The following is a 24,034-nucleotide window of genomic DNA, read 5'->3' as shown; positions in this document are numbered from 1 at the left end:
GCGTTCCTTCCTTTAATTAAAATTGGCGGTTATTCGTCCTCTGGTTTGTGCATCGCCTTTTCAATGGCATCGAGCTTTTGTTCGAGACGGTCAATATCACGCTTGGTGGCGATGCCCATGCTTTCCATCCGATTTTCGAAGGAGTTTTTCGCCTGGCTGTTCCAGGAGTCGCTTTGAGCCGAACCCCGTTGAATCATTTCCTCTTTCCACTCGTCAGCTTCCCTGGGTGTGATCTTTCCCTTAGTTACGAGGTCATCGAGATATGTCTGTACCTTTTCCCGTCCATATGAAGCGGCTCCAAGTCCCAGAAAAAATCCTTTTTTCAGCATGTCGTTCATGAAAAATCCCCCTTTATGTTTTGTGAAAAAGCGTACTATAAACATTATACCAAAGATTGGGGCGGGTAAAGAACTGCCGGTATTAACATTTATGTACCCTTTGCGCAAAGCAGGAAAACGGACGGCTTTTCAGTGTGCATATTCATGTTATAATAGTAGGGGTTTGAACGGGATCAAAAGGCGGCGGAGACATTCTCCGCCGCTTTCGAGCATTTACACTAATCATGTTAACCGGGCATTCACAGTTGAAGTGGACGCACGCTAAGTAGAAAGGAACGTTGCTTGTATGGGGAATATACACATTGAAGACATTATCATCGCAAATCAAACGCTGAAAGACGTGGTCACGCATACCCCATTGCAGAAAAACCAGGTGCTTTCTGAACGTTACGGGGCCAATATTTATTTAAAACGGGAGGACCTCCAGGTGGTGCGCTCATTTAAAATCCGCGGGGCGTACTATATGATGAGCAGCATTCCCAAGGAGAAGCTTGAAAACGGAGTGGTATGTGCAAGCGCTGGAAACCACGCTCAGGGCGTGGCTTACTCCTGCCAGGCGCTGAAGGTGAAGGGTCATATTTTTATGCCAAACACGACTCCGCGCCAGAAAATTTCGCAGGTGAAGTTATTTGGAAAGGAATACGTGGAAGTAGTACTTACGGGCGACACGTTTGACGATGCCTATTACGAAGCCAATGCTTACGGCGAAGCACACGACATGGAATTTGTGCATCCGTTTAATAACGAAAAAGTGATCGCTGGTCAGGGCACTGTCGGAATGGAAATTATGAATGATATTGAAGAGCCGATCGATTATTTATTTTCCTGCATCGGTGGAGGCGGACTCGTATCCGGCGTTGGCACGTACGTGAACTCGATTTCCCCTTCAACGAAGATTATCGGCTGTGAGCCGGCCGGAGCTCCAGGTATGAAAGCATCCATTGAAAATCAGGGTGTCGTCTCTCTCGACTACATTGACAAGTTTGTTGACGGGGCTGCTGTGAAGCGGGTCGGGGAGCTCACATATGACGTTTGTAAGGATCTGCTTGACAGCATCACGCTCGTACCTGAGGGCAAGATATGTACAACTATTCTGGAGCTGTACAATGAAAATGCCGTTGTGGCTGAACCAGCGGGCGCCCTGTCAATTGCGGCTCTTGATTTTCATAAAGAAGAAATTAAAGGAAAAACGGTCGTTTGTATCGTTAGCGGAGGAAACAATGATATCGGCCGCATGGAAGAAATGAGGGAGAAATCATTGATCTATGAAGGACTGCAGCATTACTTCATTGTGAATTTTCCGCAGCGTGCCGGCGCACTACGGGAATTCCTTCATGATGTACTCGGCCCGGACGACGATATTACCCGTTTTGAATACAACAAGAAAAACAATAAATCCAACGGGCCGGCGCTTGTCGGCATCGAGGTCACCTATCCGTCGGACTACGATAAGCTTCTGACGAGAATGAAAGACCGCGGCATCAAATATACAGAAATCAATAAAGAGGAAACGCTGTTTAATTTCCTCATCTAATTAAGACGGTATACACGGGCAGAAAGGGAGCGGATACAATGATCAGCGAGAACCGGAACGGCTGGGTGGAAGTAATGATGCAGCAGGAGCATGCGGCTCTTTCCGGAGAGTGCATGAAGTACTGGCACCATACGACGTTTAAAGAACAGGCGTCCTGGTCATCGGCGCTTCAGGCCACGGCCCGCCACGATGATGCCTGGAAAACACTTGATGAAGTGCCGGTACTTGATGAAAACGGCTGGCCGGTATCCTTTGTAAATTACCCGGTCCCGCCGAAGCTCGGCGCCTACCGCAACACCATTAACGCCCTCGAAGAAGAGGACCCGTACCAGGCGTATTTGATCAGCAGCCACTACGGCTCGTTTTTCAAAGAATCCGAGGCACCGGAGGAAATTGCATTTATGCAGGAGGAAATCGCCCGCCAGCAGCGGCTGATTACCGGCTACCAGTGGAATTTCCTGATGGCTGCTGAACATTTTCATCTGCTTCAGTTTTTTGACGATCTGTCCCTTTATATATGCATGAATACGCCGGGGGCGTCCAAAGAGCAGGAAGTTCCGTGGTTCCGGGACGGCTTCCGACAGACATTCGCTTCTCTTAATCACGAAACAATCCATGCCCGTTGGGAAGATGAAGAGACGATAGCTCTGCAGCCGTTCCCGTTTACAGAGTCCTTTACCGTCGAGGTGAAGCGGCGCTGTGTACAGAAACCGCTTGAGTCGCCCGGGGAGCTGTGGAACGTGAAACCGGACAGCCGCCGCGTCACATTAAAGCCTGCCGAATAAATGCTGAAAGTAAGATAAAGGAGGAATCTTTATGACACTGCAGGGAAAAAGAATTATTGCATTTGTCGAAGATGATTTTGAAGATTTGGAGCTGTGGGTTCCGGTCATGCGTTTGCGCGAAGAAGGGGCTGAAGTACTGCTTACCGGTAAAGAAAACGGCAAATCGTATACAGGAAAACACGGAGTGCCGGCCGTATCAGAGGCAGCACTTGCCGAGGTGGACCCGGCAGACTATGATGGTGTGCTGGTGCCTGGAGGATGGGCACCGGACAAACTCCGCCGCTACAGCGAAGTGCTTGCCATCGTCCGGCACATGGATGAGCATAAAAAAATCATCGGTGAAATCTGCCATGCCGGCTGGGTTCTTTCCTCAGCAGGTATTCTGCAGGGTGTTCACGTAACGAGTACTCCCGGTATTAAAGACGACATGACCAACGCCGGGGCCATTTGGTCGGATGATCCGGTTGTTGTAGACGGTCATATCGTTTCAAGCCAGCGTCCGCCGGATATTCCAGCGTACAATCAGGCGCTTGTCGAAGCTTTTCGGAAGCAGTAAAAAGAAAAGACCGAAACGGCTGCATCCTTAAGATACAGCCGTTTCGGTCTTGGATAAAAAGCAGGTGAAACAGATTGGAACGAATAGCAAACAAGCAGCTTAAGCAGATAGAGGCGCGAGACGGACGACAGGTGGTTTTGTTTACCTCCCCGACGTGCGGCACGTGTCAGCTGGCAAAACGTATGCTTGCGCCAATAGAAAAATTGTACGCCGGCGCTTCATTTCTGGAAGTGGATATCAATACTGCCCCTGTACGGGCCCGGCAGCTCGAAATTCAGAGTGTGCCGTGCTTAATCGTATTTGACAGCGGGGAGGAAAGAGAGCGGCTGTACAAAATGCAATCGGGCTCGTATTTACTTGAGCAGCTGCATTCGTATCTGAAAAAAGATTTAACCGATAAAAAGGAGGATTCCTATGCAGGCCCCTCAGTTTCAACTCAAAGAAATGTCCAGCGGCGATGAATGGTCGCTGGAGCAGCTGAAAGGAAAACCAGTGCTGTTAACGTTCTGGGCATCCTGGTGTCCGGACTCTTCTGCAGATCTGGTGCAGAAGAACCGGTTTTATGAACAAATGAATGAAGACAGCCCGCTGCAGTTTGTGACGATTAATGTGACCGGCCGCGAACGGCGGGAAGAAGATCCTAAAACGTACGTGGAAAACAACAATTATCGTTTTCCAGTGCTTCAGGACGAAGGTGTGGATACGTACAGACGCTATAAATGTGAAGGCGTGCCGAGTACGTTTATTATTGATGAGCATGGTGAGATTGTGGCGCAGTACGGAGATAAAGCATCGTTTATTGATATTATGCAAAGCCTGCAAAAGGTGAACAGCATATAAAAAGGCCCGCCGCGGACGGCGGGTTTTTTGTATATATTGAATAAACGTTATTTTGGCGGACGGCCAGAAGAAATAATACGCTTTACCTGGTCGCTGTTCGGATAATCGTTGGCGTTAAATTGGGCTAAAACTTCATCCGTATCGTAGGGCACCCGGCGAATTTCCGGAATGACCTCCCCATCTTTAATGGTCAGAAGGACGTACGATGGTGTCGGGTCCCCATCAAACGGGAGACCGATACTGCCCGTGTTGATTACCCATTTAGCCCCAATTTTTCGAATGGAAGGAGTGTGCACGTGCCCGTACACATAAATGTCTGCTTCCTGCTTCTGAAAAAAAGATTCTTCAAAGACAGAAGCCTCACTGTCGACCGGAACCGGGGGAAACAGGCTGCCTGGCACTGCGTGGAAGGCGAACAAACGAAAGCCTTCATACTCATCGAGAAATGATTCGGGAAGCTCTTCTAAGTATTTAACATCATTTGTGGAGAGCCGTTCGAGGGCCCACTCCCTCTCCTGATTCATGATCGAGCGTTTGCTCTCGGGGACTTCTCCTTCCCGGACACCGCGGACAATCCATTCGTCTGCGTTGCCCTTCAATACTTTTGCAGGCAGGGATTGAACGGTTTCAATCGAATTTTTTGGTTCCGGACCGCGGAAAGCAAGGTCTCCGAGCATATACATATGGTCTACCGATAAAGCGTGCAGGTCGTTTAAAACAGCTTTTAATGCACGGGCATTACCGTGTACGTCTGAAAGAAGTGCAATTTGCAACGTAATAACCTCCTCATGAGCTTTTGAAACAATCTTATTACAGTGTATCAGAACAGCGGGCTGGTTTGGAATGCAAATGCACAAGCCGGTTGGCAGGAGAGGCTTCTCCTGTGCTATAATCAGACGTGCAAATTGGGACGTTATTTTAAAGGAGAGAGATTGATCATGCATATTACATCCATTGAGCCAACACCGAGTCCTCATACGATGAAGCTGAATGTTAACGAATCGCTGCCCGCCGGAACGAGCAGCAATTATAAACCGGAAAATAAAGAAGAAGCACCGGCGCCAATCCAGCAGCTGCTGGAGATCGAAGGCATTAAAGGTGTCTATCACGTCGCTGACTTCATGGCCCTCGAGCGTCATCCAAAAGCCGACTGGGAGCAGCTGCTGCCCCAGGTGCGCCAGGCGTTCGGCGAAGAGGTGGAACAGCCGGCCGAAGAGCCGGAGGAGCCACAGGAGGCTTTTGGGGAGGTACAGGCACAGGTACAGATGTTTAAAAACATACCGATGCAGATAAAGCTATTGTCCGGTGAGGAAGAAAAACGTCAGGGTCTGCCGGAACGTTTTCAGACCGCAGCGTTTGAAGCCCAGCTTGAAGACGATAACATCGTGATGCAGCGCAAATGGGAGGATTACGGGGTTCGTTACGGTCAGGATCTCGAACAGATCGGCAGTGAGATGGCAGAGGAAATTGCTGCTGCCTATCCGGAAGAGCGGCTGAAACGCCTGGTCCGGATCGCAAATACACCCGAAGCAGAAAACACGGAGCCAAAGTTTAAAAAAGTAACGATGGATATGATGGAGGAGCCGGACTGGAAACAGCGCTATGCGGCCTTTGATCAGATGGATCCATCCATGGAAGACCTCCCGGTTATACAAAAAGGACTTGCAGATGAAAAACCGGCCATCCGCCGGCTGGCGGTCGTGTATTTAGGGATGCTTGAAGATCCTCAGGTGCTGCCGGACCTTCAAAAAGCGATGCAGGACCCATCGGTCACGGTGCGAAGAACTGCAGCAGACACGTATTCTGATTTGGGGGACCCTGCGGGCATCCCGGACATGATTGAAGCACTGAAGGACAAAAACAAGCTGGTGCGCTGGCGTGCGGCAATGTTTTTATATGAAGTAGGTGACAGTTCTGCTGTAGAGGCTTTAAAAGAAGCCGATGGGGATCCGGAATTTGAAGTGGATCTGCAGATTAAGCTCGCACTGAAACGAATTGAAGGCGGGAAAGAAGCAAAAGGGTCCATCTGGAAGCAGATGAGTGAGAAAATGGAGCAGGAGCGAAAGCCCAGGTCGTAAACGAGAAGGGAAGGAGCCTGAACGATGACGAAAGCAGAAGTACGACAGCAGCTTGAAGAACGAAATATGGAGGAAGTGCTCGAGCTGATTGAGGACGCTGAAAATGGCGATTTAAAAGAGCTTGAGCTGGCCGCTTCTCTCGGTCTTCTTCGTGATGAAACACTGAACGATGCAGTGCTGAAGGTGCTGCAGGACGAAGGAGTCACGATTATTTACGTGGAGGATGAGGAATGAATGACGGCATCTATGAGGAAGAAAATGCAACAAGGCCGGCACCGTCGCAGCGCATATCTGAAGATGCGCTGACGGTCTGGCGTTTCAAGGGGATGATTGAAATGGCCATTGTTTCTTTCATCCCTTTTGCTTTACTTGTGCTTGCCTTCTGGTTTGGATGGTCCGAATGGGTCCGATGGGCCCTCGGCGCCATCCTGGTATTTTTAGTTTTTTTTTCTGTCTGGTATGCATGGGTGCTCCCAAAATGGCAATGGCAGCGCTGGCGCTACGAGGTGTATGAGACAGAGGTAGAGCTTCAGTACGGTGTGATTATTTCTAAACACGTATTAATTCCCATGGTGCGCGTCCAGCACGTGGATACAGCCCAGGGGCCGATATACAAGCGGTATGGGCTTTCCACTGTGACGATTTCCACCGCAGCCGGGATGCATGAGATTCCAGCGCTTAAAGAAGAGACGGCGCCGGAGCTGCGCAACCGGATCGCCTTTTTGGCGGGGACGGATGATGACGATGAATGAATGGAGACGAATGCATCCGGCAGCCATTGTCACCGTATTTTTCCGGCAGCTGAAGGATTTTCTTTTTCCGCTGATTATTACTTTCTTTGCTGGTGGTAACGCTTCCGGGCCGCTTCCAGTCAACTGGATCTTTTTGCTTTTAGTGCTGTTTATCATCATGAGCAGCATCATGAAATGGATCTTTTTTCGTTACCGTCTGATCGAGAAGGAGCTTCAGATCCATTACGGCATTTTTGTGAAAAAAGAACGATTTCTCCGCAGTCAGCGCGTTCAATCGGTAGATATCACTGCCGGTATCATTCAGCGGATGTTCGGTCTTGTTCGTCTTAATATTGAAACAGCAGGCGGAGGAGCAGAAGCGGAGGCTTCGATTCAGGCGATCCGCCGGGAAGAGGCGGATATTATTCAGGCGGCTCTGATTCAAAAATCTTCTGCTGCTGAAGCAACGGAAGATTTTTCCGGGGACGGCATATCTGCGGAGCCTTCAGAACCATCGTTTTCCTGGAAAGTGCCAATGAGTACCATTTTCACAGCCGGGCTTACCTCCGGCCGGGCGGGTATTATTTTTGCGGCGCTTGCAGGCCTGTATTCCCAGGTGGGAAATTTTCTTCCCGATGCGTGGGTCGAGCAGTCAATTGGCATTTTAATCGAGCTCAGCTACTGGTTTATTATCGGGGGGCTGTTAGTGACAGCGCTGCTAAGCTGGCTTGTTTCGTCGGCATGGACGCTTGTGCAGCACGGAAATTTCGAAGTGAACCGTACCGGGAATGATCTTGAAATTAATTGGGGGCTCCTCGAACGAAAGCAGATTACGCTTCAAATGCACCGGATAACGTGTATTCGATTTATCAGTAATCCAGCCAGACAGGCGCTCGGTATGTGGGCGGTTTATATAGACAGTGCCGGCGGGAGTACTGAACGGGGCCAGAATTCGATAATGCTGCTGCCATTGATTCGCCAGAAGCAGCTACATACCTTTATGGAGCAGATTGACGACACGGCATTGATTCCGGAAAAGGTGAACAAACTGCCAAAACGGGCGGCAAGAAGATATATGTTCCGGGCTTCAGTTTTTTGGTGGCTGGTATTTATTCCGACGGTGATCTGGGTGCCTTACGGATGGGCAGCCGCAGTGGTGCCGCTGTTTTTCACCTGGTGGGGCTGGATATGCTATAAAGGCTCCGGCATGAAAGTGGACGAAAAGCAGCTGATTATCCGCCAAAGAGCCTGGAGTGCCATTTATAATTTTGTGCCTAAACGACGTATTCAATATTTGGAAAACACCCAGTCCTTTTTCCAGCGGAGACGCAGACTGTATACGGTCTCGGCTTCGGTTATCAGCAGTGTTACCGGGCGGACGGTTTATTTACGGGATGTGGATGAAAAGGATGAAGCAGTTTATTTTTCCTGGTACCAGAAAACCTGGGATCGTGCTGCGAGAACACAAAAAAAAGGCTTTTGAACTCCGGTTCAAAAGCCTTTGTTGCATAGTGGGGAATTACTTCCCACGGGCAAACGAGTTTGTATAGATAAACAGGTTGCGGACGCCCTTATCGGTCGTAATTTCAAAACGGTCAAACACATAGTCCTCATCGTCTGCGTGCAGGGCCCGTTCATAATGGTGCTGCACGATGAGTACAGACTGCTGTTTTCGGAAGTAGAGAAAATTCACTCCGGTAAAAGAAGTTTCTTCAGGCTCCTGCATCAATTGGTACAGCAAATGGTTATGGCATTCAACCAGATCGTCTTTACTGAATCCGTTGGAATGAATATTTTTAACCAGGCTGTAGCGGGAAGGATCTTCGAGTTCATTTAAAAAGATAGCGAATGGCCGGAATTGATCACTGTGAATACGGACATGATCATGCTCCTGCAGCTCAAATATCTGGCCGTGATCGTTTCGGAAATACATATCGTAGTAATGGACCGCGCGGCGCCAGGGAAGACCGGCCGGGGAAATTTCGAGTTCAAACGGGCAGTCTTCAATGTCAAGGGCCTGGCCATCCGGCGCCTCCCGGAGGAATACGTTTCCCCGCGAGCGGTGAATTTCATAATAAATATACGACTCTTCCTGAGGCTCTTTTGGTTCCGGTGTAAAAGTAGCGGAAAGAGAATGCAGCAGGTGCCTCCATTCTTTTTTATCGCTGTAGGAGACGAGTGGGGAAGAGATCTCTTTTTCAAGCAGCTGCACGACGGAATGCTCGTAGGAAACAGGGGAACGGTCGTCAGCAGCGGAGATTTTTGTTCCCGGGACAGTAATGGTTTCGAGGTTAAATTCATGTACCGCTTCTTTTCTTTCCACGTCCGGAAGGCGGTGGGCCTGTTGAATCCGGACACGCCCTTCCCAAATTTTCCGGGGGGCGGCGGATGTCTGCTCTAAAATACCGTAATAGGCCCCGGATCTGCCGTAATCGACAACCACGGGGCGGCCTTGATGCTCGAATGCTTCTTGTCGTTTCATAATGGACCTCGCTTTATACCTTTAAAATTTCTTTTCCTGCCGATATCTTTTTTCGTTTACCTTCAACAGCTGGCGCATTTTTCGGGCATGAACGTCATTTTGTTCCATGCGCAGCGAGCTGATCCGTCCGCGCATCGCTTCAAGCGCCTGCAGCAGAGCACCATGCTGCTCATTTCTGTGATTTGGTTCAAGCAGTCTGTACGTTTCGATCAGGTCCGGTATTTCACGGCCAAGCATCCGCTCGACCAAATACTCATCCTCTACATCAAGCTGCAGGGAGGGCGAAGAGCGCAGCTCCTCAAGCTCGCTGTCAATCTGCTGCAGCTCCTGGTGAATATCTGCCGGGAGGCTGCTCTTTTGCTTCACGTAGTGCTGATGAAAGCGGTCGAGCGCTTTATGCCATTTTGCTGGCTCGTCCTCCGGTACTTCCTCTTTCTGTACCGGTTCGGCTGTCTGCAGCTGAATGTCCCGGGGCGCACGGCCCTGAAGGGTGTAATCGAGCACTTCAAGCTTGCGGAAAATATGCTGAAAGTAGGACGATTTTTCAATATTGCGGGCATGCATTTTTCCGTTTTTCATATAATGCACCAGCGCTTCCCGCAAAAAAGCCGGAGTGTGGCCGTCAGTACTTCGTACGTAGTCAATCGTCACTGTTTTTTGAATGGCCGCCTGGGACCGCTCTTTTTCAAAGCTTGTAATGCGGATTCGCCGGGCGGTCAGCTTCATGCGGAACAAAAAAAGTTCGTTTTCGCGTTTCAGGCGCCTGGACTGCCGGAGTTCATCCGCGCGGGCAATCACCCGGTCGATTGCGGCTTCCATTTCCTCCACGATAAACAATCCGTGGCTGTCGGAGAAGATATGATCATCCACCGGGCGCATATGGTCCGGCAGGAAGCGTTCAACCCAGGGATGTTCGAACCATCTGTTAGCCAAGGGATTCACCGTCCTATACATTGGGATCTATTAGTTTAACAATTTGTGTTTCATCTGCTTGTTTAATTCATCCATTTCGGAAATGAACTGTTTACTTGAGGCGACAATACGTTCATTGGACTGCTCCGTCATCTGGATGGCCTCGTACACATCCTGGTAAGCCTGCTGGAACGTTTCGAGGGCGATAGCCGGCTCTTCGAGTGTCTTCAGGGTGTCGGCCGTGTTTTCTTTCAGCATACGTGCATTGTTGGTGAGCATATTTTCAGTAGATTCGTTAACACTCTGCACCGCATTGATCACTTTCCGCTGGTTGCCAAGAGCAAGCTGGATGGAAGCGGTGACGGTAACGATGTTTTTCGTCATGGTAATGGCGTTAAAAATCGCTTCCTCGAGCTTTCCATTGTTATCGACAATCAGATCGATTGAAGCAATTGACTGCTGAAGGACCATAACTGCCTGGGTCATGTTTTTTACCCGGGATATTACTTTTTGCTGCCCCTTTTGAATAGCGGCCGGGTTGTCGCGCCATTGTTCCTCGAGCATTTCTTCCTCAAGCATGGAATTCAGCTGCTTGCCGGTTTCAATCTGTATTTCGAGTTCTTCAATGCGCTTAATGGCCGTTTCTTTTAATTCTTCAAGCATGACGTTGTCTTCCTGCAGCTTGTCCCGGCCGGCGAGTAGGCCGTGAATAATATTGTCCACCTGGGATTCCACGGTTTCATATTTTTTCGCGTATTGTTCGACCGGATCACGGCGTAAAATTTTATTCATCGTTTTCTGCAGGCGGCCTTCTTTCAAATATTCCGGTTCAAGTTCGCCGACCACTGTTTTTAATTCATGAAGCTTATCGGGAAGCTCATTGTCTTTTTGATCCATCATTTCCCGGACGGGCCGCTTCAATGCTTCAAGGGAGTCACCGGCTTTGCGCTGCTCCGCTTCCCCAAGACCACCGAGAGTACTTACAAGCTGATCTGTATCTTTTTCACTTTTAAAGCGTTCAATAAATTTTTCAGCTTCTTCCTTGCTTTTCCCTTCGTTCGTGGAGGGAGTTAAATCTTCTTGATTTGTGTTGGGCTCATCAGTCATACGGATTCCTCCTCATAGTGAATTCGGCGGGGCCTTTACTTATATATCGTATAATCATTAATAATAGTTTATAAACAGGAAGTATAATACTTATAGTTTAGCATTAGAGCGGGCAATAGTAAAAAAATGTCCATTAGAAGAGCCTTGCCCTGCTGGACAGAATAAATCATTTTACTTTGCAATTTTGAAAATTTTTTGTAACATATTATAGAAGCAGTATATAAACCAGTCGGCAGCAGCCAGGGGGTTTTTCAGGGAGAATTGCCAGCTCCAGCAAGTGCTGTTCAATGGAAGAAGTATTTGCTCTATTCACAAAACAATAGCGGATAACGACGAATCAGATTCAGCGTGCAAAGAACTACCGCTGAAATAAGAAAGGAACGAATGGCATGTGTTTAATTGCTTTTGCGTACCAGGTGCATCCGTGGTTTCCGCTTGTCGTTGTTTCTAACCGGGATGAATTTTTAGAACGGCCGACACAACGCCTTCATAAATGGCAGGGGGAAGACATCATTGCAGGGAAAGATTTACAGCAGGGCGGTACATGGATGGGAGGCAGTCTTTCCGGACGGTTTGCGGCTGTGACAAACATTCGGAGGCCAGGTATGGAAGCCGGTGAAAAATCACGTGGGCATCTGCCGCTGCGGTTTTTGCGGGGCGAAACGAAGCAGGCCATTGAATCGGTGGAAAAAGACCGGAACGAGTACAGAGGGTTCAACATGATTGCCGGCTCAGAGAAGGAAATTTTTTATTTACATAATCACAAGGAAGGGCCATATGCAGAGCGTCTTGCACCAGGAGTTCACGCGCTCAGCAATGCGTCTTTGAACACGCCCTGGCCGAAGGTCGAAAAAGCAAAAAAGCATGTGGAAGCACTGCTTGCTTCTTCAAAAAGCACGCTGGACCCTGACGCCTTTTTTAAAGCAATGCAAAATGCAGAGCCGGCCGCCGACCAGGACCTTCCAGATACTGGGGTGGATAAACAGCTTGAGAAACAGCTCTCATCGATGTTTATTGATCTCCCGGAATACAAAACGAGATGCCAGACCATGTTTATTGTGCGTAAAGACGGAAAAATTACAATGATCGAGCGGATGACAGACGCCCGGACCGGAACGGGCTACTATGAATGGCATGTATAGGGTTGGATATTTATTCTTTTAAACGTATGAATATAAAAGAGTGCTGAAAGAATAAAAGCTTACACACCTTTCTATAAGCGTTTACATGACTAGTGGAACTCAAATCTTAATTTGTCGAATGTTTAGAAAAATGATATAATATGCAAACCAATTTAAATTTGGACACCATGGAGAGAGGTGGAGAGGGGTATATGTTATTGCCTAGAAAAAATTATAAAGAAGGCTTGTATGACTCCCAGTTTGAGAAGGATAACTGTGGGATTGGTTTTCTTGCGGATATTAAAGGGAAAAAATCGCATGATATTGTTGAAAAAGGATTGCAAATTTTAAGAAATCTGGACCACCGCGGTGGTCAGGGAGATGAAGTGAATACCGGGGACGGCGCGGGAATGCTTCTGCAAATTCCGCATCGTTTCTTTAAAAATAAAGAAAATGAGCTCGGTTTTTCCATCCCGGAGGAAGGCAATTACGGGGTTGGGATGCTGTTTCTGCCTGTAGATCACACCCGGCGTGCCCAGTGCGAACAGGCAATCGAAAAAATGGTGGAAGAAGAGGGGCTGCCGCTGCTCGGCTGGCGTGAAGTGCCTTCTGACGACTCCATGCTTGGAAACGCGGCACTCTCAGCTATGCCCGCCATCCGCCAGCTGTTTATTAAACGTCCGGAAAATGTAAAAACGCGGGAAGATTTTGAGCGAAAATTGTATATTGTCAGAAAACGCTCCGAGCATGAACACGGGGTTAAGCTTCATGACCAGGACAGCTTCTATTTTGCAAGCCTGTCCTCGCGGACCATTGTGTATAAGGGAATGCTTACCACAGAGCAGCTTAACCAGTTCTACAAAGATTTAAACGACCGGCAGTTTGAAACAGCACTGGCGCTTGTGCACTCCCGTTTCTCCACGAATACGTTTCCAAGCTGGGAGCGGGCGCACCCGAACCGTTACCTTATTCATAACGGGGAAATCAACACGATTAAAGGAAACGTTAACTGGATGCATGCGAGAGAGCCAAAATTTGAATCAGATCTCTTTGGCAGCGACATGGAGAAGGTTCATCCGGTGGTGGATGCTGAAGGCAGTGACTCGTCAATGTTTGATAATGCGTTTGAATTTCTGACATTGTCCGGGCATAAAATGCCGCATGCTGCGATGATGATGATTCCTGAGCCTTGGCAGAACAACCCGCTCATGAATGAAAAAAGACGTGCGTTTTATCAATACCACAGCTGCCTGATGGAGCCATGGGACGGTCCAACAGCGATCGCATACACCGACGGAAGCCAGATCGGCGCCTGTCTCGACAGAAATGGCCTGCGTCCGGCCCGTTATTACGTTACTAAAGACGACCAGATTGTTATGTCTTCAGAGGTGGGAGTGCTTGATATCGCCCCGGAAGACGTTTTATATAAAGAACGTCTGCATCCCGGTCATATGCTGCTTGTCGATCTTGAAGAAGGACGTATCGTTCCTGACGGAGAGATCAAGGATAAAATTGCCGGAGAGCATCCGTATCAGGAATGGACAGATGAATACCTGACGGATTTAGAGGATTTGCTTGAAAGCCAGGACGTATACAATACCAATTTTGAAAAGTTAGAGCAGCGTCAGCTGGCCTTCGGCTATACGTATGAGGAATTGGAAAAAGTGGTGAAGCCACTCGCCACCGGATCGGGCGACCCGGTCAGCTCGATGGGCTACGACTCTCCGCTTGCTGTGCTTTCGAAAAAGCCCCAGCTTTTGTACAACTACTTTAAACAGCTGTTTGCCCAGGTGACAAATCCGCCGATAGACGCTATCCGTGAGGAAATAGTCACTGCTGTCGGCACGACTATCGGAAAGCAGGGCAATCTGCTCGATCCAAAGCCATCGCATGCCCAGCAGTTGTATTTAAAAAAACCGATTGTCAATAACGAAGATTTAGCCAAGCTCCGCTCCAATGAACTGGAAGGATTTGCAGCTTCCACGCTTTCCATCGTTTTTGAAGCAGCAAAAGGAGCCAATGAAATGGAACGTGCCCTCGAACGTATATTTGAGCAGGCGGACCAGGTCATTGATGAAGGCTCGACTATGCTTATATTAAGCGATCGTGATGTGAATGGGAATTATGCTCCGATACCGGCGCTGCTGGCGGTCAGCGGACTGCACCACCATCTCATCCGCACAGGCCGCCGTACAGACGTAAGCCTTGTGCTTGAAAGTGCCGAGCCAAGGGAAGTACACCATCTTGCGGTACTGCTCGGGTACGGGGCAGAGGTAATCAACCCATACCTTGTCTTTGATTCGGTCGATGACATGATCAAAGAAGGATTAATGGAAGGCTCGTACGTTGAAGCGGTAAGCACGTATATTAAAGGTGCCACAAAAGGCATCATGAAAGTCCTCTCAAAAATAGGCATTTCCACGGTACAAAGCTACCGGGGGGCGCAGGTTTTTGAAGCCGTTGGCATTAATGACGAAGTAATCAACCGCTATTTCACATGGACATCCTCGAGAATCGGCGGCGTGAGCACGGAGATCATTGCAGAAGACGTTCTCGAACGCCACTTCCGCGCCTACAATGACCGTGAAGGGCTGGATACAACGCTTGATCCGGGGGACGACCTGCAGTGGAGACGGTACGGTGAACCTCATCAATACAATCCGCATACGATCCATATGCTGCAGCACGCTGCAAAAACCAATGATTTTACGCTGTTTAAAAAGTATTCAGACGCTATCGATAAACAGGAACAGGAGCAGACAACGCTCCGCGGTCTGCTTGAGTTTGATAAAGGTGTCCGCGAGCCGATCAGTATCGATGAAGTGGAGCCGGCAGAAAATATCTTCAAACGCTTTAAAACCGGAGCGATGTCATTCGGTTCCATCTCCGAGGAGGCTCACGAGGCGCTTGCAATCGCTATGAACCGTATCGGCGGGAAATCGAATACGGGTGAAGGCGGGGAAAATCCAGAGCGGTTTACCCCGGATGAAAATGGCGACCTTCGCCGGAGCGCGATCAAACAGGTGGCTTCGGGACGCTTTGGGGTTACGAGTCACTACCTGGTTAATGCCGACGAAATACAAATCAAAATTGCCCAGGGGGCAAAGCCTGGCGAAGGCGGCCAGCTTCCCGGCAAAAAGGTGTATCCGTGGATTGCGGAAGTGCGCGGAACGACTGCAGGCGTAGGCCTGATTTCGCCTCCTCCACACCACGATATCTATTCGATTGAAGATTTAGCCGAACTGATCCATGACTTGAAAAACGCCAATCCAAACGCCCGGGTCAGTGTGAAGCTTGTTTCAGGAACCGGCGTTGGTACGATTGCTGCCGGCGTCGCGAAGGGCCGAGCTGACCATGTAGTTATCAGCGGCTACGACGGCGGCACAGGCGCCGCTGCCCGCACGAGCATTAAGCATGCCGGCCTTCCGTGGGAAATCGGTCTCGCAGAAACGCATCAGACGCTTGTCATGAACAATTTGCGGAACCGGATTTCAGTGGAAACAGACGGCAAGCTGATGACGGGCCGCGATGTCGCGGTGGCCGCTCTTCTCGGTGCGGAAGAATATGCATTTTCCACAGCACCGCTCGTTGTACTCGGCTGTGTCATCATGCGTGTGTGTCATCTCGATACATGCCCGGTAGGTGTTGCAACCCAAAACCCTGAACTGCGTAAAAAGTTCATGGGCAAGCCGGACAATGTCGTAAACTTCATGACATTTGTGGCTGAAGAGCTTCGTGAAATCATGGCGGAACTCGGTTTCCAAAGCATTGATGATATGGTGGGGCACACCGAAGTGCTGAAGCAGGTGGACTCGGTGAATAATAAAAAAGCACAGACCGTGAACCTGTCGAACCTGCTTCACCGCCCGAAAGCGAAAAATCAATCCAAGCACGTGGCCCACATTAAACAGGACCATGAGCTGAATATATCTCTTGATGAAACGACGCTAAAGCATGCGGCGAAGGACGCTCTTGAATCACAGACACCGGTGTTTGGGGAGTTTGGTATCCAAAACACCAATCGTGTGGCCGGGACGATGCTTGGAAGCGAAATTACGCAGAAGTACGGTGCCGAAGGCCTGCCGGAGGACACTATCAGATTTACTTTCTACGGTTCGGCCGGCCAGAGCTTCGGGGCGTTTATTCCTAAAGGCATGACAATGAGCCTGATTGGCGATGCCAATGACTATATCGGCAAAGGTCTGTCAGGCGGAAAATTGATCGTCACGCCGCCGGATACTTCTACATTTGATGCGGAAGATAATATCATTATTGGAAACACGACGTTTTACGGAGCTACGTCCGGGGAGGCTTACATCCGCGGGGTGGCCGGTGAGCGGTTCTGTGTCAGAAACAGTGGTGCAAGAGTCGTCGTAGAAGGCGTCGGGGACCATGGCTGTGAATATATGACTGGCGGTGTTGTCGTTAATCTTGGCGTTACCGGGAAAAACTTTGCAGCGGGTATGTCGGGCGGCGTAGCGTACGTGTACGACCCTGACCATACGCTTGAAAGTAAATACAACAGCGAAATGGTAGGCCTTGAGGTGATCGAATCTGCCGGGGATGAGCAGGAGATCCGCCAAATGATTGAATCTCACGGAAAGCAGACGGGCAGTGAAGCTGCAGAGCGCATCCTGGCCGGCTGGGAGACCGAACGCAAGCATTTCGTGAAGGTCATTCCGTATGACTATCAGGCAATGCTGCAGTCGATCCAGGAAAGAATAGACAACGGCTTGAGCGAATCAGACGCTGTGCTCGAAGCTTTCCAGGAAGCCACGACAGAAGAAGATAAAGATAAAGAAAAAGTCACTGGAAATTAATAGTCCGGGAAGGCTTTCAGAGCCTTCCTGGCTTTTCGAATAAAGGCGTTGAATGCACAGCATACAACGTTAAAAATGGGAGTGAGGGAAATGGGGAAACCAACAGGTTTTCTGGAATATAAAAGAGAAGCTCCAAGTAAACTGGACCCGCTCGAACGGGTGAAAAACTGGCAGGAGTTTCAAGTCATGATGCCGGAAGACAAGCTTCAGGAGCAGGGCGCCCGCTGTATGGACTGTGCGATCCCGTTCTGTCAGGCCGGTACTTCCATGGTTGGTTCCGATGAAATCGGCTGTCCCGTATACAATTTGATTCCGGAATGGAATGATCTTGTTTATCGTGGAAAATGGCAGGAAGCATTGACACGTCTGCATAAAACGAACAACTTTCCGGAATTTACCGGGAGAGTGTGCCCGGCTCCTTGCGAAGGCTCCTGCACAGTAGCCATCAACGATGATCCGGTAACTATCAAATCCATTGAATACCACATCGTAGAAAAAGGTTTTAAAGAAGGATGGATTACGGCTGATCCGCCAAAATCAAGAACCGGCAAAAAAGTAGCAGTGATCGGTTCCGGTCCGGCAGGACTTGCAGCCGCCCAGCAGTTAAACCGGGCCGGCCACATGGTGACGGTGTTCGAAAAAGACGACCGCATCGGCGGGCTGCTTGCCTACGGCATTCCGGAAGTAAAGCTTGAAAATGAAACAATTACAAGAAGAACAGACATTATGGAAGAAGAGGGCATCGAATTCCGGACGAGTGTCGATGTAGGAAAAGATATTACCTCTGAACAGCTCGATGAAGAATACGATTCAGTTATTCTCTGTACCGGTGCGCAGAATCACCGCGATGTGCCGGCGGAAGGACGCGGTCTAAAAGGAATCCATTATGCGATGGACTTTCTGCGGGGAAACACTAAATCCCTGTTGGACTCGAACCTCGAAGACGGAAGATATATCAGCGCGAAGGATAAGCATGTGATCGTTATCGGCGGTGGGGACACCGGGGTGGACTGTATTACGACCTCGCTTCGTCACAACTGTGCCTCTCTGACACAGTTCGATATTAATAAAAAAAAGGACAACGACCGTCCGGAAGACAATCCATGGCCGCTGTATCCACTTGTTTATAAGCAGGAAGACGGGCACAAAGAAGCAGCCGCGCTTCAGGGCGAGGACCCGCGTGCATATAAAGTTATGACAAAGAAATTTGTCGGAAACGAAAAAGGCCAGGTAAAAGAAATTCATACGGTGGAAGTGGAAACGGTCTTTGAAGACGGCAAAAAAGTTCGTCACGAAGTGCCTGGAACCGAGCGCGTCTGGAAAGCAGACCTCGTACTGCTCGCTGTCGGCTTTACCGGTCCCGAGCAGGAGCTTCTGGAGCAGATGGAAGTCGAACGCACAGAACGAAGCACGGTAAATGCCGAATACGGAAGCTATGTCACAAATCATGAAAACGTATTTGCAGCAGGCGACAACCGCCGCGGTCAGAGCCTTGTAGTATGGGCTATCCATGAAGGACGTGAAGCAGCACGGGAGTGCGACCGTTTCCTGATGGGAACGACTAACCTGCAGTAAAATGAAAAAGTCCGGCCAATCCGGGCTTTTTCAAGAAAAGATTTTTAAATTTCACGTACTGTAATGAATTTTTATTAATAATCTGATACAATAGATTAAAACTTTGTTGGAGTAGGAGTCACATTGAAAAAGGTTGCAAAAGGGATTTTAACAGCAGTAATGGTTTACGCAGTCATCATCGTACTTATTTTGGCAACGGCGTTATTGTTTGTAATGGTTTCATTTTCCGGAGAGATGGCCCAGGTGCTTCTCGGATGGGACGAATACAATGAATGGACAAACACGCATCTGGCTCCCTGGGCAGAGATACTGTGGGAATGGTTTGTTGCTATAACGCCAGGAGGCTGACAGGAAAGGTGGAAAAAGAATGGAACAATATCGATTTCCTTATAAATCAGGAGTTTACGTTGGGATCCCTGTTAAAGAAAATCCCGAACAGTGGCTGATGGAAGTACAAGTCGTGCTGGAGCACCCCCGGCAGGGAGATCTGCATCAGCCGAAGAAAACAAATGTGCCGATTTTTCACGAACGCCGGGCGCTGGCGGAAAAAGAAAAAATCTGGGTGCAGAAAAAAGCGGTGAAGCCGCTCGAAACAGTACCGGACATGACGTATAAAGAATCTCTGCGACAGGCGTTTGATGCTTATGAGCAGGAGCTCGAAAGTAAAGAAGATGAATTTTCCCAGAAATCGCTGAAAACGCTCCATGCAGTAAAAGCCGATTATGAACGGCAAAAATTATTATAACTCTGCCCGAGGGCAGAGTTATTTTCGTATCTTTTCTTTATTTTATTTATACGTGTGGAGTCCGTTCATCGGTGACAAACAGAGCCCCGGCTGTGTGCAGCCGAATGGAAAGCTCGATTAAAAACAGATCATCGGAATTATTCAGATCACAGCTTGTGAGTGATTCAATTTTTTTCAAACGGTATAACAAGGACTGACGGTGGAGATTTAGCTCCCGGGATGTCTGGCTGACATTGCCCTTGCACTCATTATAGGTGCGAACCGTTTTCATTAAATCAATGCCGCGTTCGACAGAATAATGATGAAGGGGGGCAACTGTAGCTTCAGCAATCTGGCGGATTTCTTCATTTTTAGCCAGAGACATGAGAGCCCGGTCAAAGCGTGTATCTTCATACGTATGGATGTAGCCGAATCCCCGCTGTCTGCGCCCGGCATCAAGAGCAGAAGAGGCTTCTGAAAAGCTTGTCACAAACTCCCACGGTGCGGCCGTCTTGCTTACTCCCCAGGAAATGACAAGATGAGGGATTTTTTGTTCGAGGCGGTACTGCACCGTCTCAGCGAAATAATATACTGTGTCATACATCATGGTTGGATGCATTTCCAGATATACGATCAGCTCCGATTTTTGGAACGTGCTCATCACACGTGCTTTTAAATAACGGCTTGCGTGGGAGACTTCCTCTTCAAACATATACCCAATCTGTTCGAGCCAGTGGTCATAGGAAAGCGGCGGAGATTCTGCGTGAAAGACCCGTTCAACATTTTCGGGTTTGGCGACAAAGCAGATATAAGGAAGCTCAAGGTTATAGCCTAATGATTTGCCGCGCGAAAGCGCCTGGTCCCGGGATTCATAATTATCCTTTGCCAGACTCCAGACAAAATCATCCTTCAGGCGCATTTCGGTTTCAATCGCCGTCTGGTCATGCAAAAAGCAGAGAGCGGAAGTGGTGACCGAGTGTTCAAGCAGAAGCAGGGTGTATTCTTCAAAAACATCGTGCTTTTCTTTATGAGGGGGCCACTGCAGGATCATATAGCCCTGAATGTCCTGGGTCGTCTGCACGGTTAAGCGCAGCAGGGTCCCGGCGTCAGTGTCCATCCATTCCATGTTCGCCGGCAGGCTCTTTTCAGGATCTGTCTGCTGAAAAGGAGGAAAAAGCGGATTTCCTCCCTGGCTTAAATACTGGTTCCACCATCCGGCGAGGTCCGACGAATGGTCTGTCTGGGTCTTCAGGCGTCCCCGCTTATCCACTACAAGCATCGGTATATGCAGCTGCTTGTATACATAAGAGGCAATTGCCTCCATGCCCTTGCCTTCAAGAATAATTTCGAGAAGATCTGTACGGATTTTATTCGAAACGTCGATCGAGCGCAGCGAGCTTTTATGAAGGGCTTCAGAAATGGCTTCTGTAATGTCCGAAAAGCGGATTTCCCATGGGATTTCCACGAGCGGAAATGCCTTTGTTTCACAAAAGTCGATCACGTTGTCAGGAATTGACGAGATGTAGTGGCCGACAGATAAAATCAAACCGCTCGCACCCGCCTCCATCAGCTCTTCAATAAATTCAAGCAGATCCCTTTCATTTTGACAGCCGATCCCCGAGCTTAAAATTAATTCTCTCGGACGGACGAAATCTTCCACAGGTGTTTCTATAACCGATGCCCAGTAGACGGTAATAGAGCTTGAATCGGCATTTGATGTCAGTGGAAGAGCCGTGTTCATAATTGGAAGCTGTAATACTTGTTGCATAGAAATCATCGCCAGACACCCCTTTACAATACCAAAAACGTAAATTCATCTTCTGATTATTATTTTACCATATTTGCATGGAAGATAATGTGTCATGCACATTGTGCAAAAGAAAGTGCGAAACTTCATACAATTGTGTGAATGGAATTTGAACAGATAACCTATACACTGAAGATAGAGAAAAAATAGTAACAGGGAAGGTTGTGTTCAATCATGACAAACACACACATTAATCGTTCGACAAAAGCAGTATGGGCAGGAGAAAAAGAATACCGGGCATTTGGAGCTACCCAGGTCCCGGTAGTCCACAGTGTTGCCTATACTTACGATGATTTAGACCATTGGTATGACGTGGCAACAGGAAAAAAGGAAGGGCATATCTATGGTCGGAACACTAATCCTACCCTGCAATCGTTCGAAGAAAAAATCAGAATTCTGGAAGACGCTGAAGCGGCTACAAGCTTTTCAACCGGCATGGCTGCAATCAGCAACTCTCTGGCTACGTTCCTCCGTCCGGGCGACCGGGTGGTATCGATGAAGGACACGTACGGTGGTACAAATAAAATCTTTACTGAATTTCTGCCGCATATGGATATCGAAGTGTCACTATGCGAAACAGGCAATCATGAAGAAATTGAGACAGAAGTTCGTAAAGGCTGCGATATTTTATATCTGGAAACACCAACCAATCCAACGGTAAAAATTACTGACATTGAACGAATGACCAGGGTAGCGAAGGAAGTGGGCGCGCTTGTGTTCGTTGATAACACATTTGCTACTCCAATCAACCAGAACCCGCTCGAATTTGGCGTGGACCTAGTTATTCACAGTGCGACGAAATTTCTGGGAGGACACGCAGATGCCCTTGGCGGAGCGGTATGCGGCCGGAAAGATCTGGTTGAAAAAATATTTCATTACCGCGAAATTAATGGAGCGACGATGGATCCAATGGCTGCCTACCTGATGATCCGGGGCATGAAGACGCTTCATCTCCGGGTACGCCAGCAGTGTGAATCCGCGATGAAAATCGCTGAACACCTGCAAAATCATGAGCAGGTGGATCAGGTATTCTATCCGGGGCTCAAAACACACCCTGGTCATGATATTGCAGCAAAACAGATGAACCAGTTTGGCGGCATGTTCAGCTTCTCGTTAAAAGGTGGAATGGATGCTGTTCGCCAGTTCCTGCCAAAACTCGAGTATGCCAACCGGGCAGCAAACCTGGGATCGGTGGAAACAACGGTAGGGCCGGCAAGAACGACAAGCCACGTGGAAAATACGCCGGAAGAGCGGGCAGCGCTCGGTATTCCGGAAAGCCTTGTGCGCTACTCGGTCGGAATTGAAGATACAGAGGATCTCATTAACGATTTGGAACAGGCGCTGGCCTCGCTGCCAAAAACCGCAAGCGTGCAAAACTAAAGGACGGTTTGAACGATGACTATAGTGACAAAAACGATTAAAGAAGAAGCAGAAGCGATCAGAGAGCAGCTGGTCGAATGGAGGCGCAGCCTGCATCGCCGCCCGGAGCTGAGCTTTGAAGAGTATGAAACGTCAGCGTTTATTAAACAGGCGCTTGCCGGTCTTCAGCATCTAACAGTATACAGCGGGAGAGAAGAAACGGGTCTCGACACGGCCGTGATCGCAGAGCTCGGGGCCGGTGACGGCCCTCTCGTCATTCTGCGCGCTGATATTGATGCCCTTCCGATCCAGGAAGAAAACAGCTGTGATTATGCTTCCACCTACGAGGGTAAAATGCACGCGTGCGGGCACGATGCCCACACTGCTATGCTGCTTGGTGCCTGCGTTGTGCTTCACAACCAGCAGGAGCATTTGAACGGAACCATCCGGTTCATTTTTCAGCCGGCAGAAGAAGATACGGATGAGTACGGAAGCACCGGCAGCCCGTATTTGATCAGCCATGGGTGGCTTGAAGGAGCTGAAGCAGCCTTTGCGCTGCACATGGACCCTGAGTTTACGCCGGGTCATGTAAGACTGCAGGAAGGCCCGTCCATGGCAGGCATTGATACGTTTGAAGGGGTCATTCGCGCAAGCGGCGGCCACGGGGCGTATCCTCATCTCGCCACGGATCCGGTGTGGATCAGCACGTTTGTGATGCAGGCGATGCAGGGGATCGTTTCACGGCGGACGTCTCCGCTTGAACCGGCGGTTGTGAGTATCGGTGAATTAAAGGCAGGAGCTTCGACGAACGTTATCCCGGACGAAGTCCGTATCCGCGGCACGATGCGAAGCTATTCGGATGACACCCGCAAGCATCTTCGTGAGGAGCTTCAGCAGGCCTTCCGTATAGCAGAATCGATGAACGCCTCCCAGGAGGTAACGATTGCAGAAGGTGAGCCGGCACTCGTTAATAGTCCTGTAGCGGTTAAGGCTTACCGGTCCGTGCTAAAGGAACTGTACCCGGAAACGATGATCCACGAAGAATCCTATGGCATGGGCGGAGAAGATTTCAGCTACATGGCCCGTCAGGTGCCGTCCTGCATGATGTTTCTCGGCGCAGGCTACCCTGATCGTGCAGACAGCGGGCTGCACATGCCCCAGTTTGATATTGAAGAAACCATTTTACCAATTGGCGCTTCCCTGCTTGCAGGAGCAGCTGTACACTATATGACAAAGCACAAGACAGATTAGACTGGGAGGAAAAA

The 24,034-nt window shown here is 49.1% G+C and carries 22 protein-coding genes; 16 read left to right on the top strand and 6 right to left on the bottom strand.

Annotated features, from left to right (window positions below):
- Nucleotides 1-29: 29 nt before the first annotated feature.
- Nucleotides 30-338 carry a phasin family protein gene (locus SIC45_RS08200; RefSeq protein ID WP_298785897.1) on the bottom strand — a complete coding sequence of 103 codons (309 nt, stop codon included), beginning with the start codon at nucleotides 336-338 and terminating at the stop codon, nucleotides 30-32.
- 286 nt (nucleotides 339-624) lie between these two features.
- Between SIC45_RS08200 and ilvA the strand changes: the two genes are divergently transcribed.
- The 5 genes from ilvA (at nucleotide 625) to SIC45_RS08175 (ending at nucleotide 4,053) form a co-directional block, all read left to right on the top strand.
- Complete coding sequence (gene ilvA, locus SIC45_RS08195; RefSeq protein ID WP_319631783.1) at nucleotides 625-1,872, top strand: threonine ammonia-lyase IlvA; 1,248 nt, start codon at nucleotides 625-627, stop codon at nucleotides 1,870-1,872.
- Nucleotides 1,873-1,910: 38 nt separating this feature from the next.
- Complete coding sequence (locus SIC45_RS08190) at nucleotides 1,911-2,657, top strand: DUF3891 family protein (RefSeq protein ID WP_319631782.1); 747 nt, start codon at nucleotides 1,911-1,913, stop codon at nucleotides 2,655-2,657.
- Nucleotides 2,658-2,688: 31 nt separating this feature from the next.
- Nucleotides 2,689-3,213, top strand: a complete 525-nt coding sequence (locus SIC45_RS08185) for a type 1 glutamine amidotransferase domain-containing protein (RefSeq protein WP_319631781.1) — start codon at nucleotides 2,689-2,691, stop codon at nucleotides 3,211-3,213.
- A 74-nt stretch (nucleotides 3,214-3,287) separates the two neighbouring features.
- The gene (locus tag SIC45_RS08180; protein WP_319631780.1) at nucleotides 3,288-3,674 is read left to right on the top strand and encodes a thioredoxin family protein; all 387 of its coding nucleotides are present in this window, start codon (nucleotides 3,288-3,290) and stop codon (nucleotides 3,672-3,674) included.
- Nucleotides 3,628-4,053 (top strand): TlpA family protein disulfide reductase, encoded by a 426-nt coding sequence (locus SIC45_RS08175; RefSeq protein WP_298785890.1) that lies wholly within the window; start codon nucleotides 3,628-3,630, stop codon nucleotides 4,051-4,053. The genes SIC45_RS08180 and SIC45_RS08175 overlap by 47 nt, the downstream gene beginning before the upstream one ends.
- A gap of 47 nt (nucleotides 4,054-4,100) precedes the next feature.
- On the opposite strand, the gene SIC45_RS08170 is transcribed toward SIC45_RS08175, so the two are convergent.
- The gene (locus SIC45_RS08170) at nucleotides 4,101-4,826 is read right to left on the bottom strand and encodes a metallophosphoesterase family protein (protein ID WP_319631779.1); all 726 of its coding nucleotides are present in this window, start codon (nucleotides 4,824-4,826) and stop codon (nucleotides 4,101-4,103) included.
- A 165-nt stretch (nucleotides 4,827-4,991) separates the two neighbouring features.
- On the opposite strand from SIC45_RS08170, the gene SIC45_RS08165 reads away from it, so the two are divergent.
- The 4 genes from SIC45_RS08165 to SIC45_RS08150 are packed head-to-tail and all read left to right on the top strand — an operon-like array spanning nucleotide 4,992 to nucleotide 8,345.
- Nucleotides 4,992-6,131: a conserved virulence factor C family protein gene (locus SIC45_RS08165; RefSeq protein WP_319631778.1), complete on the top strand. Its 1,140-nt coding sequence runs from the start codon at nucleotides 4,992-4,994 to the stop codon at nucleotides 6,129-6,131.
- A 24-nt stretch (nucleotides 6,132-6,155) separates the two neighbouring features.
- The gene (locus tag SIC45_RS08160) at nucleotides 6,156-6,365 is read left to right on the top strand and encodes a hypothetical protein (RefSeq protein ID WP_022792221.1); all 210 of its coding nucleotides are present in this window, start codon (nucleotides 6,156-6,158) and stop codon (nucleotides 6,363-6,365) included.
- Nucleotides 6,362-6,883: a PH domain-containing protein gene (locus SIC45_RS08155; protein WP_319631777.1), complete on the top strand. Its 522-nt coding sequence runs from the start codon at nucleotides 6,362-6,364 to the stop codon at nucleotides 6,881-6,883. Before SIC45_RS08160 ends, SIC45_RS08155 begins: the two co-directional genes overlap by 4 nt.
- Entirely contained in the window at nucleotides 6,876-8,345 is a 1,470-nt protein-coding gene (locus tag SIC45_RS08150; protein ID WP_319631776.1) for a PH domain-containing protein, read from the top strand. Before SIC45_RS08155 ends, SIC45_RS08150 begins: the two co-directional genes overlap by 8 nt.
- A gap of 36 nt (nucleotides 8,346-8,381) precedes the next feature.
- Here the strand turns inward: SIC45_RS08150 and SIC45_RS08145 are convergent, their stop codons facing one another.
- From SIC45_RS08145 to SIC45_RS08135, 3 genes are read right to left on the bottom strand one after another with little or no spacing between them, the layout of a single operon-like run.
- Nucleotides 8,382-9,344 (bottom strand): DUF2777 family protein, encoded by a 963-nt coding sequence (locus SIC45_RS08145; protein ID WP_319631775.1) that lies wholly within the window; start codon nucleotides 9,342-9,344, stop codon nucleotides 8,382-8,384.
- Nucleotides 9,345-9,365: 21 nt separating this feature from the next.
- A complete protein-coding gene (locus SIC45_RS08140; RefSeq protein ID WP_319631774.1) occupies nucleotides 9,366-10,277 on the bottom strand; it encodes a hypothetical protein in 912 nt (303 codons plus the stop codon).
- 30 nt (nucleotides 10,278-10,307) lie between these two features.
- Nucleotides 10,308-11,363, bottom strand: a complete 1,056-nt coding sequence (locus SIC45_RS08135; RefSeq protein ID WP_298785871.1) for a toxic anion resistance protein — start codon at nucleotides 11,361-11,363, stop codon at nucleotides 10,308-10,310.
- 389 nt (nucleotides 11,364-11,752) lie between these two features.
- Between SIC45_RS08135 and SIC45_RS08130 the strand changes: the two genes are divergently transcribed.
- The 5 genes from SIC45_RS08130 (at nucleotide 11,753) to kapB (ending at nucleotide 19,624) form a co-directional block, all read left to right on the top strand.
- Nucleotides 11,753-12,505 carry an NRDE family protein gene (locus tag SIC45_RS08130; protein WP_319631773.1) on the top strand — a complete coding sequence of 251 codons (753 nt, stop codon included), beginning with the start codon at nucleotides 11,753-11,755 and terminating at the stop codon, nucleotides 12,503-12,505.
- 191 nt (nucleotides 12,506-12,696) lie between these two features.
- Nucleotides 12,697-17,304, top strand: coding sequence for a glutamate synthase large subunit (gene gltB / locus SIC45_RS08125; RefSeq protein ID WP_413645562.1), 4,608 nt, complete (start codon nucleotides 12,697-12,699; stop codon nucleotides 17,302-17,304).
- A 90-nt stretch (nucleotides 17,305-17,394) separates the two neighbouring features.
- Nucleotides 17,395-18,879 carry a glutamate synthase subunit beta gene (locus SIC45_RS08120; RefSeq protein WP_319631771.1) on the top strand — a complete coding sequence of 495 codons (1,485 nt, stop codon included), beginning with the start codon at nucleotides 17,395-17,397 and terminating at the stop codon, nucleotides 18,877-18,879.
- 123 nt (nucleotides 18,880-19,002) lie between these two features.
- Complete coding sequence (locus SIC45_RS08115; RefSeq protein WP_298785860.1) at nucleotides 19,003-19,227, top strand: hypothetical protein; 225 nt, start codon at nucleotides 19,003-19,005, stop codon at nucleotides 19,225-19,227.
- A 19-nt stretch (nucleotides 19,228-19,246) separates the two neighbouring features.
- On the top strand, nucleotides 19,247-19,624 hold the full coding sequence (gene kapB, locus SIC45_RS08110; protein WP_319631770.1) for a sporulation phosphorelay system protein KapB: 378 nt from the start codon (nucleotides 19,247-19,249) through the stop codon (nucleotides 19,622-19,624).
- Between the two features lie 46 nt (nucleotides 19,625-19,670).
- Here the strand turns inward: kapB and SIC45_RS08105 are convergent, their stop codons facing one another.
- A complete protein-coding gene (locus SIC45_RS08105) occupies nucleotides 19,671-21,380 on the bottom strand; it encodes a PucR family transcriptional regulator (RefSeq protein ID WP_319631769.1) in 1,710 nt (569 codons plus the stop codon).
- A gap of 204 nt (nucleotides 21,381-21,584) precedes the next feature.
- Between SIC45_RS08105 and SIC45_RS08100 the strand changes: the two genes are divergently transcribed.
- Together SIC45_RS08100 and SIC45_RS08095 are read left to right on the top strand one after the other, a co-directional pair.
- On the top strand, nucleotides 21,585-22,790 hold the full coding sequence (locus SIC45_RS08100; protein WP_298785852.1) for a cystathionine gamma-synthase family protein: 1,206 nt from the start codon (nucleotides 21,585-21,587) through the stop codon (nucleotides 22,788-22,790).
- A 15-nt stretch (nucleotides 22,791-22,805) separates the two neighbouring features.
- On the top strand, nucleotides 22,806-24,020 hold the full coding sequence (locus SIC45_RS08095) for a M20 family metallopeptidase (RefSeq protein ID WP_319631768.1): 1,215 nt from the start codon (nucleotides 22,806-22,808) through the stop codon (nucleotides 24,018-24,020).
- The last annotated feature ends 14 nt before the right edge of the window (nucleotides 24,021-24,034 follow it).

It is taken from the genome of Marinococcus sp. PL1-022 (assembly GCF_033845285.1).
Lineage (GTDB): Bacteria > Bacillota > Bacilli > Bacillales > Marinococcaceae > Marinococcus.
This window is presented reverse-complemented; position numbering and strand designations above follow the sequence as displayed.

What these genes read in the sequence shown, in the direction of transcription:
- SIC45_RS08150 (WP_319631776.1), top strand. Translation starts at nt 6,876, where the DNA reads ATGAATGAATGGAGACGAATGCATCCGGCAGCCATTGTCACCGTATTT.
- gltB (WP_413645562.1), top strand. Translation starts at nt 12,697, where the DNA reads ATGTTATTGCCTAGAAAAAATTATAAAGAAGGCTTGTATGACTCCCAG.
- ilvA (WP_319631783.1), top strand. Translation starts at nt 625, where the DNA reads ATGGGGAATATACACATTGAAGACATTATCATCGCAAATCAAACGCTG.
- SIC45_RS08160 (WP_022792221.1), top strand. Translation starts at nt 6,156, where the DNA reads ATGACGAAAGCAGAAGTACGACAGCAGCTTGAAGAACGAAATATGGAG.
- SIC45_RS08135 (WP_298785871.1), bottom strand. Translation starts at nt 11,363, where the DNA reads ATGACTGATGAGCCCAACACAAATCAAGAAGATTTAACTCCCTCCACG.
- SIC45_RS08095 (WP_319631768.1), top strand. Translation starts at nt 22,806, where the DNA reads ATGACTATAGTGACAAAAACGATTAAAGAAGAAGCAGAAGCGATCAGA.
- SIC45_RS08200 (WP_298785897.1), bottom strand. Translation starts at nt 338, where the DNA reads ATGAACGACATGCTGAAAAAAGGATTTTTTCTGGGACTTGGAGCCGCT.
- SIC45_RS08165 (WP_319631778.1), top strand. Translation starts at nt 4,992, where the DNA reads ATGCATATTACATCCATTGAGCCAACACCGAGTCCTCATACGATGAAG.
- SIC45_RS08145 (WP_319631775.1), bottom strand. Translation starts at nt 9,344, where the DNA reads ATGAAACGACAAGAAGCATTCGAGCATCAAGGCCGCCCCGTGGTTGTC.
- SIC45_RS08130 (WP_319631773.1), top strand. Translation starts at nt 11,753, where the DNA reads ATGTGTTTAATTGCTTTTGCGTACCAGGTGCATCCGTGGTTTCCGCTT.
- SIC45_RS08185 (WP_319631781.1), top strand. Translation starts at nt 2,689, where the DNA reads ATGACACTGCAGGGAAAAAGAATTATTGCATTTGTCGAAGATGATTTT.
- kapB (WP_319631770.1), top strand. Translation starts at nt 19,247, where the DNA reads ATGGAACAATATCGATTTCCTTATAAATCAGGAGTTTACGTTGGGATC.
- SIC45_RS08120 (WP_319631771.1), top strand. Translation starts at nt 17,395, where the DNA reads ATGGGGAAACCAACAGGTTTTCTGGAATATAAAAGAGAAGCTCCAAGT.
- SIC45_RS08155 (WP_319631777.1), top strand. Translation starts at nt 6,362, where the DNA reads ATGAATGACGGCATCTATGAGGAAGAAAATGCAACAAGGCCGGCACCG.
- SIC45_RS08175 (WP_298785890.1), top strand. Translation starts at nt 3,628, where the DNA reads ATGCAGGCCCCTCAGTTTCAACTCAAAGAAATGTCCAGCGGCGATGAA.
- SIC45_RS08190 (WP_319631782.1), top strand. Translation starts at nt 1,911, where the DNA reads ATGATCAGCGAGAACCGGAACGGCTGGGTGGAAGTAATGATGCAGCAG.
- SIC45_RS08105 (WP_319631769.1), bottom strand. Translation starts at nt 21,380, where the DNA reads ATGATTTCTATGCAACAAGTATTACAGCTTCCAATTATGAACACGGCT.
- SIC45_RS08100 (WP_298785852.1), top strand. Translation starts at nt 21,585, where the DNA reads ATGACAAACACACACATTAATCGTTCGACAAAAGCAGTATGGGCAGGA.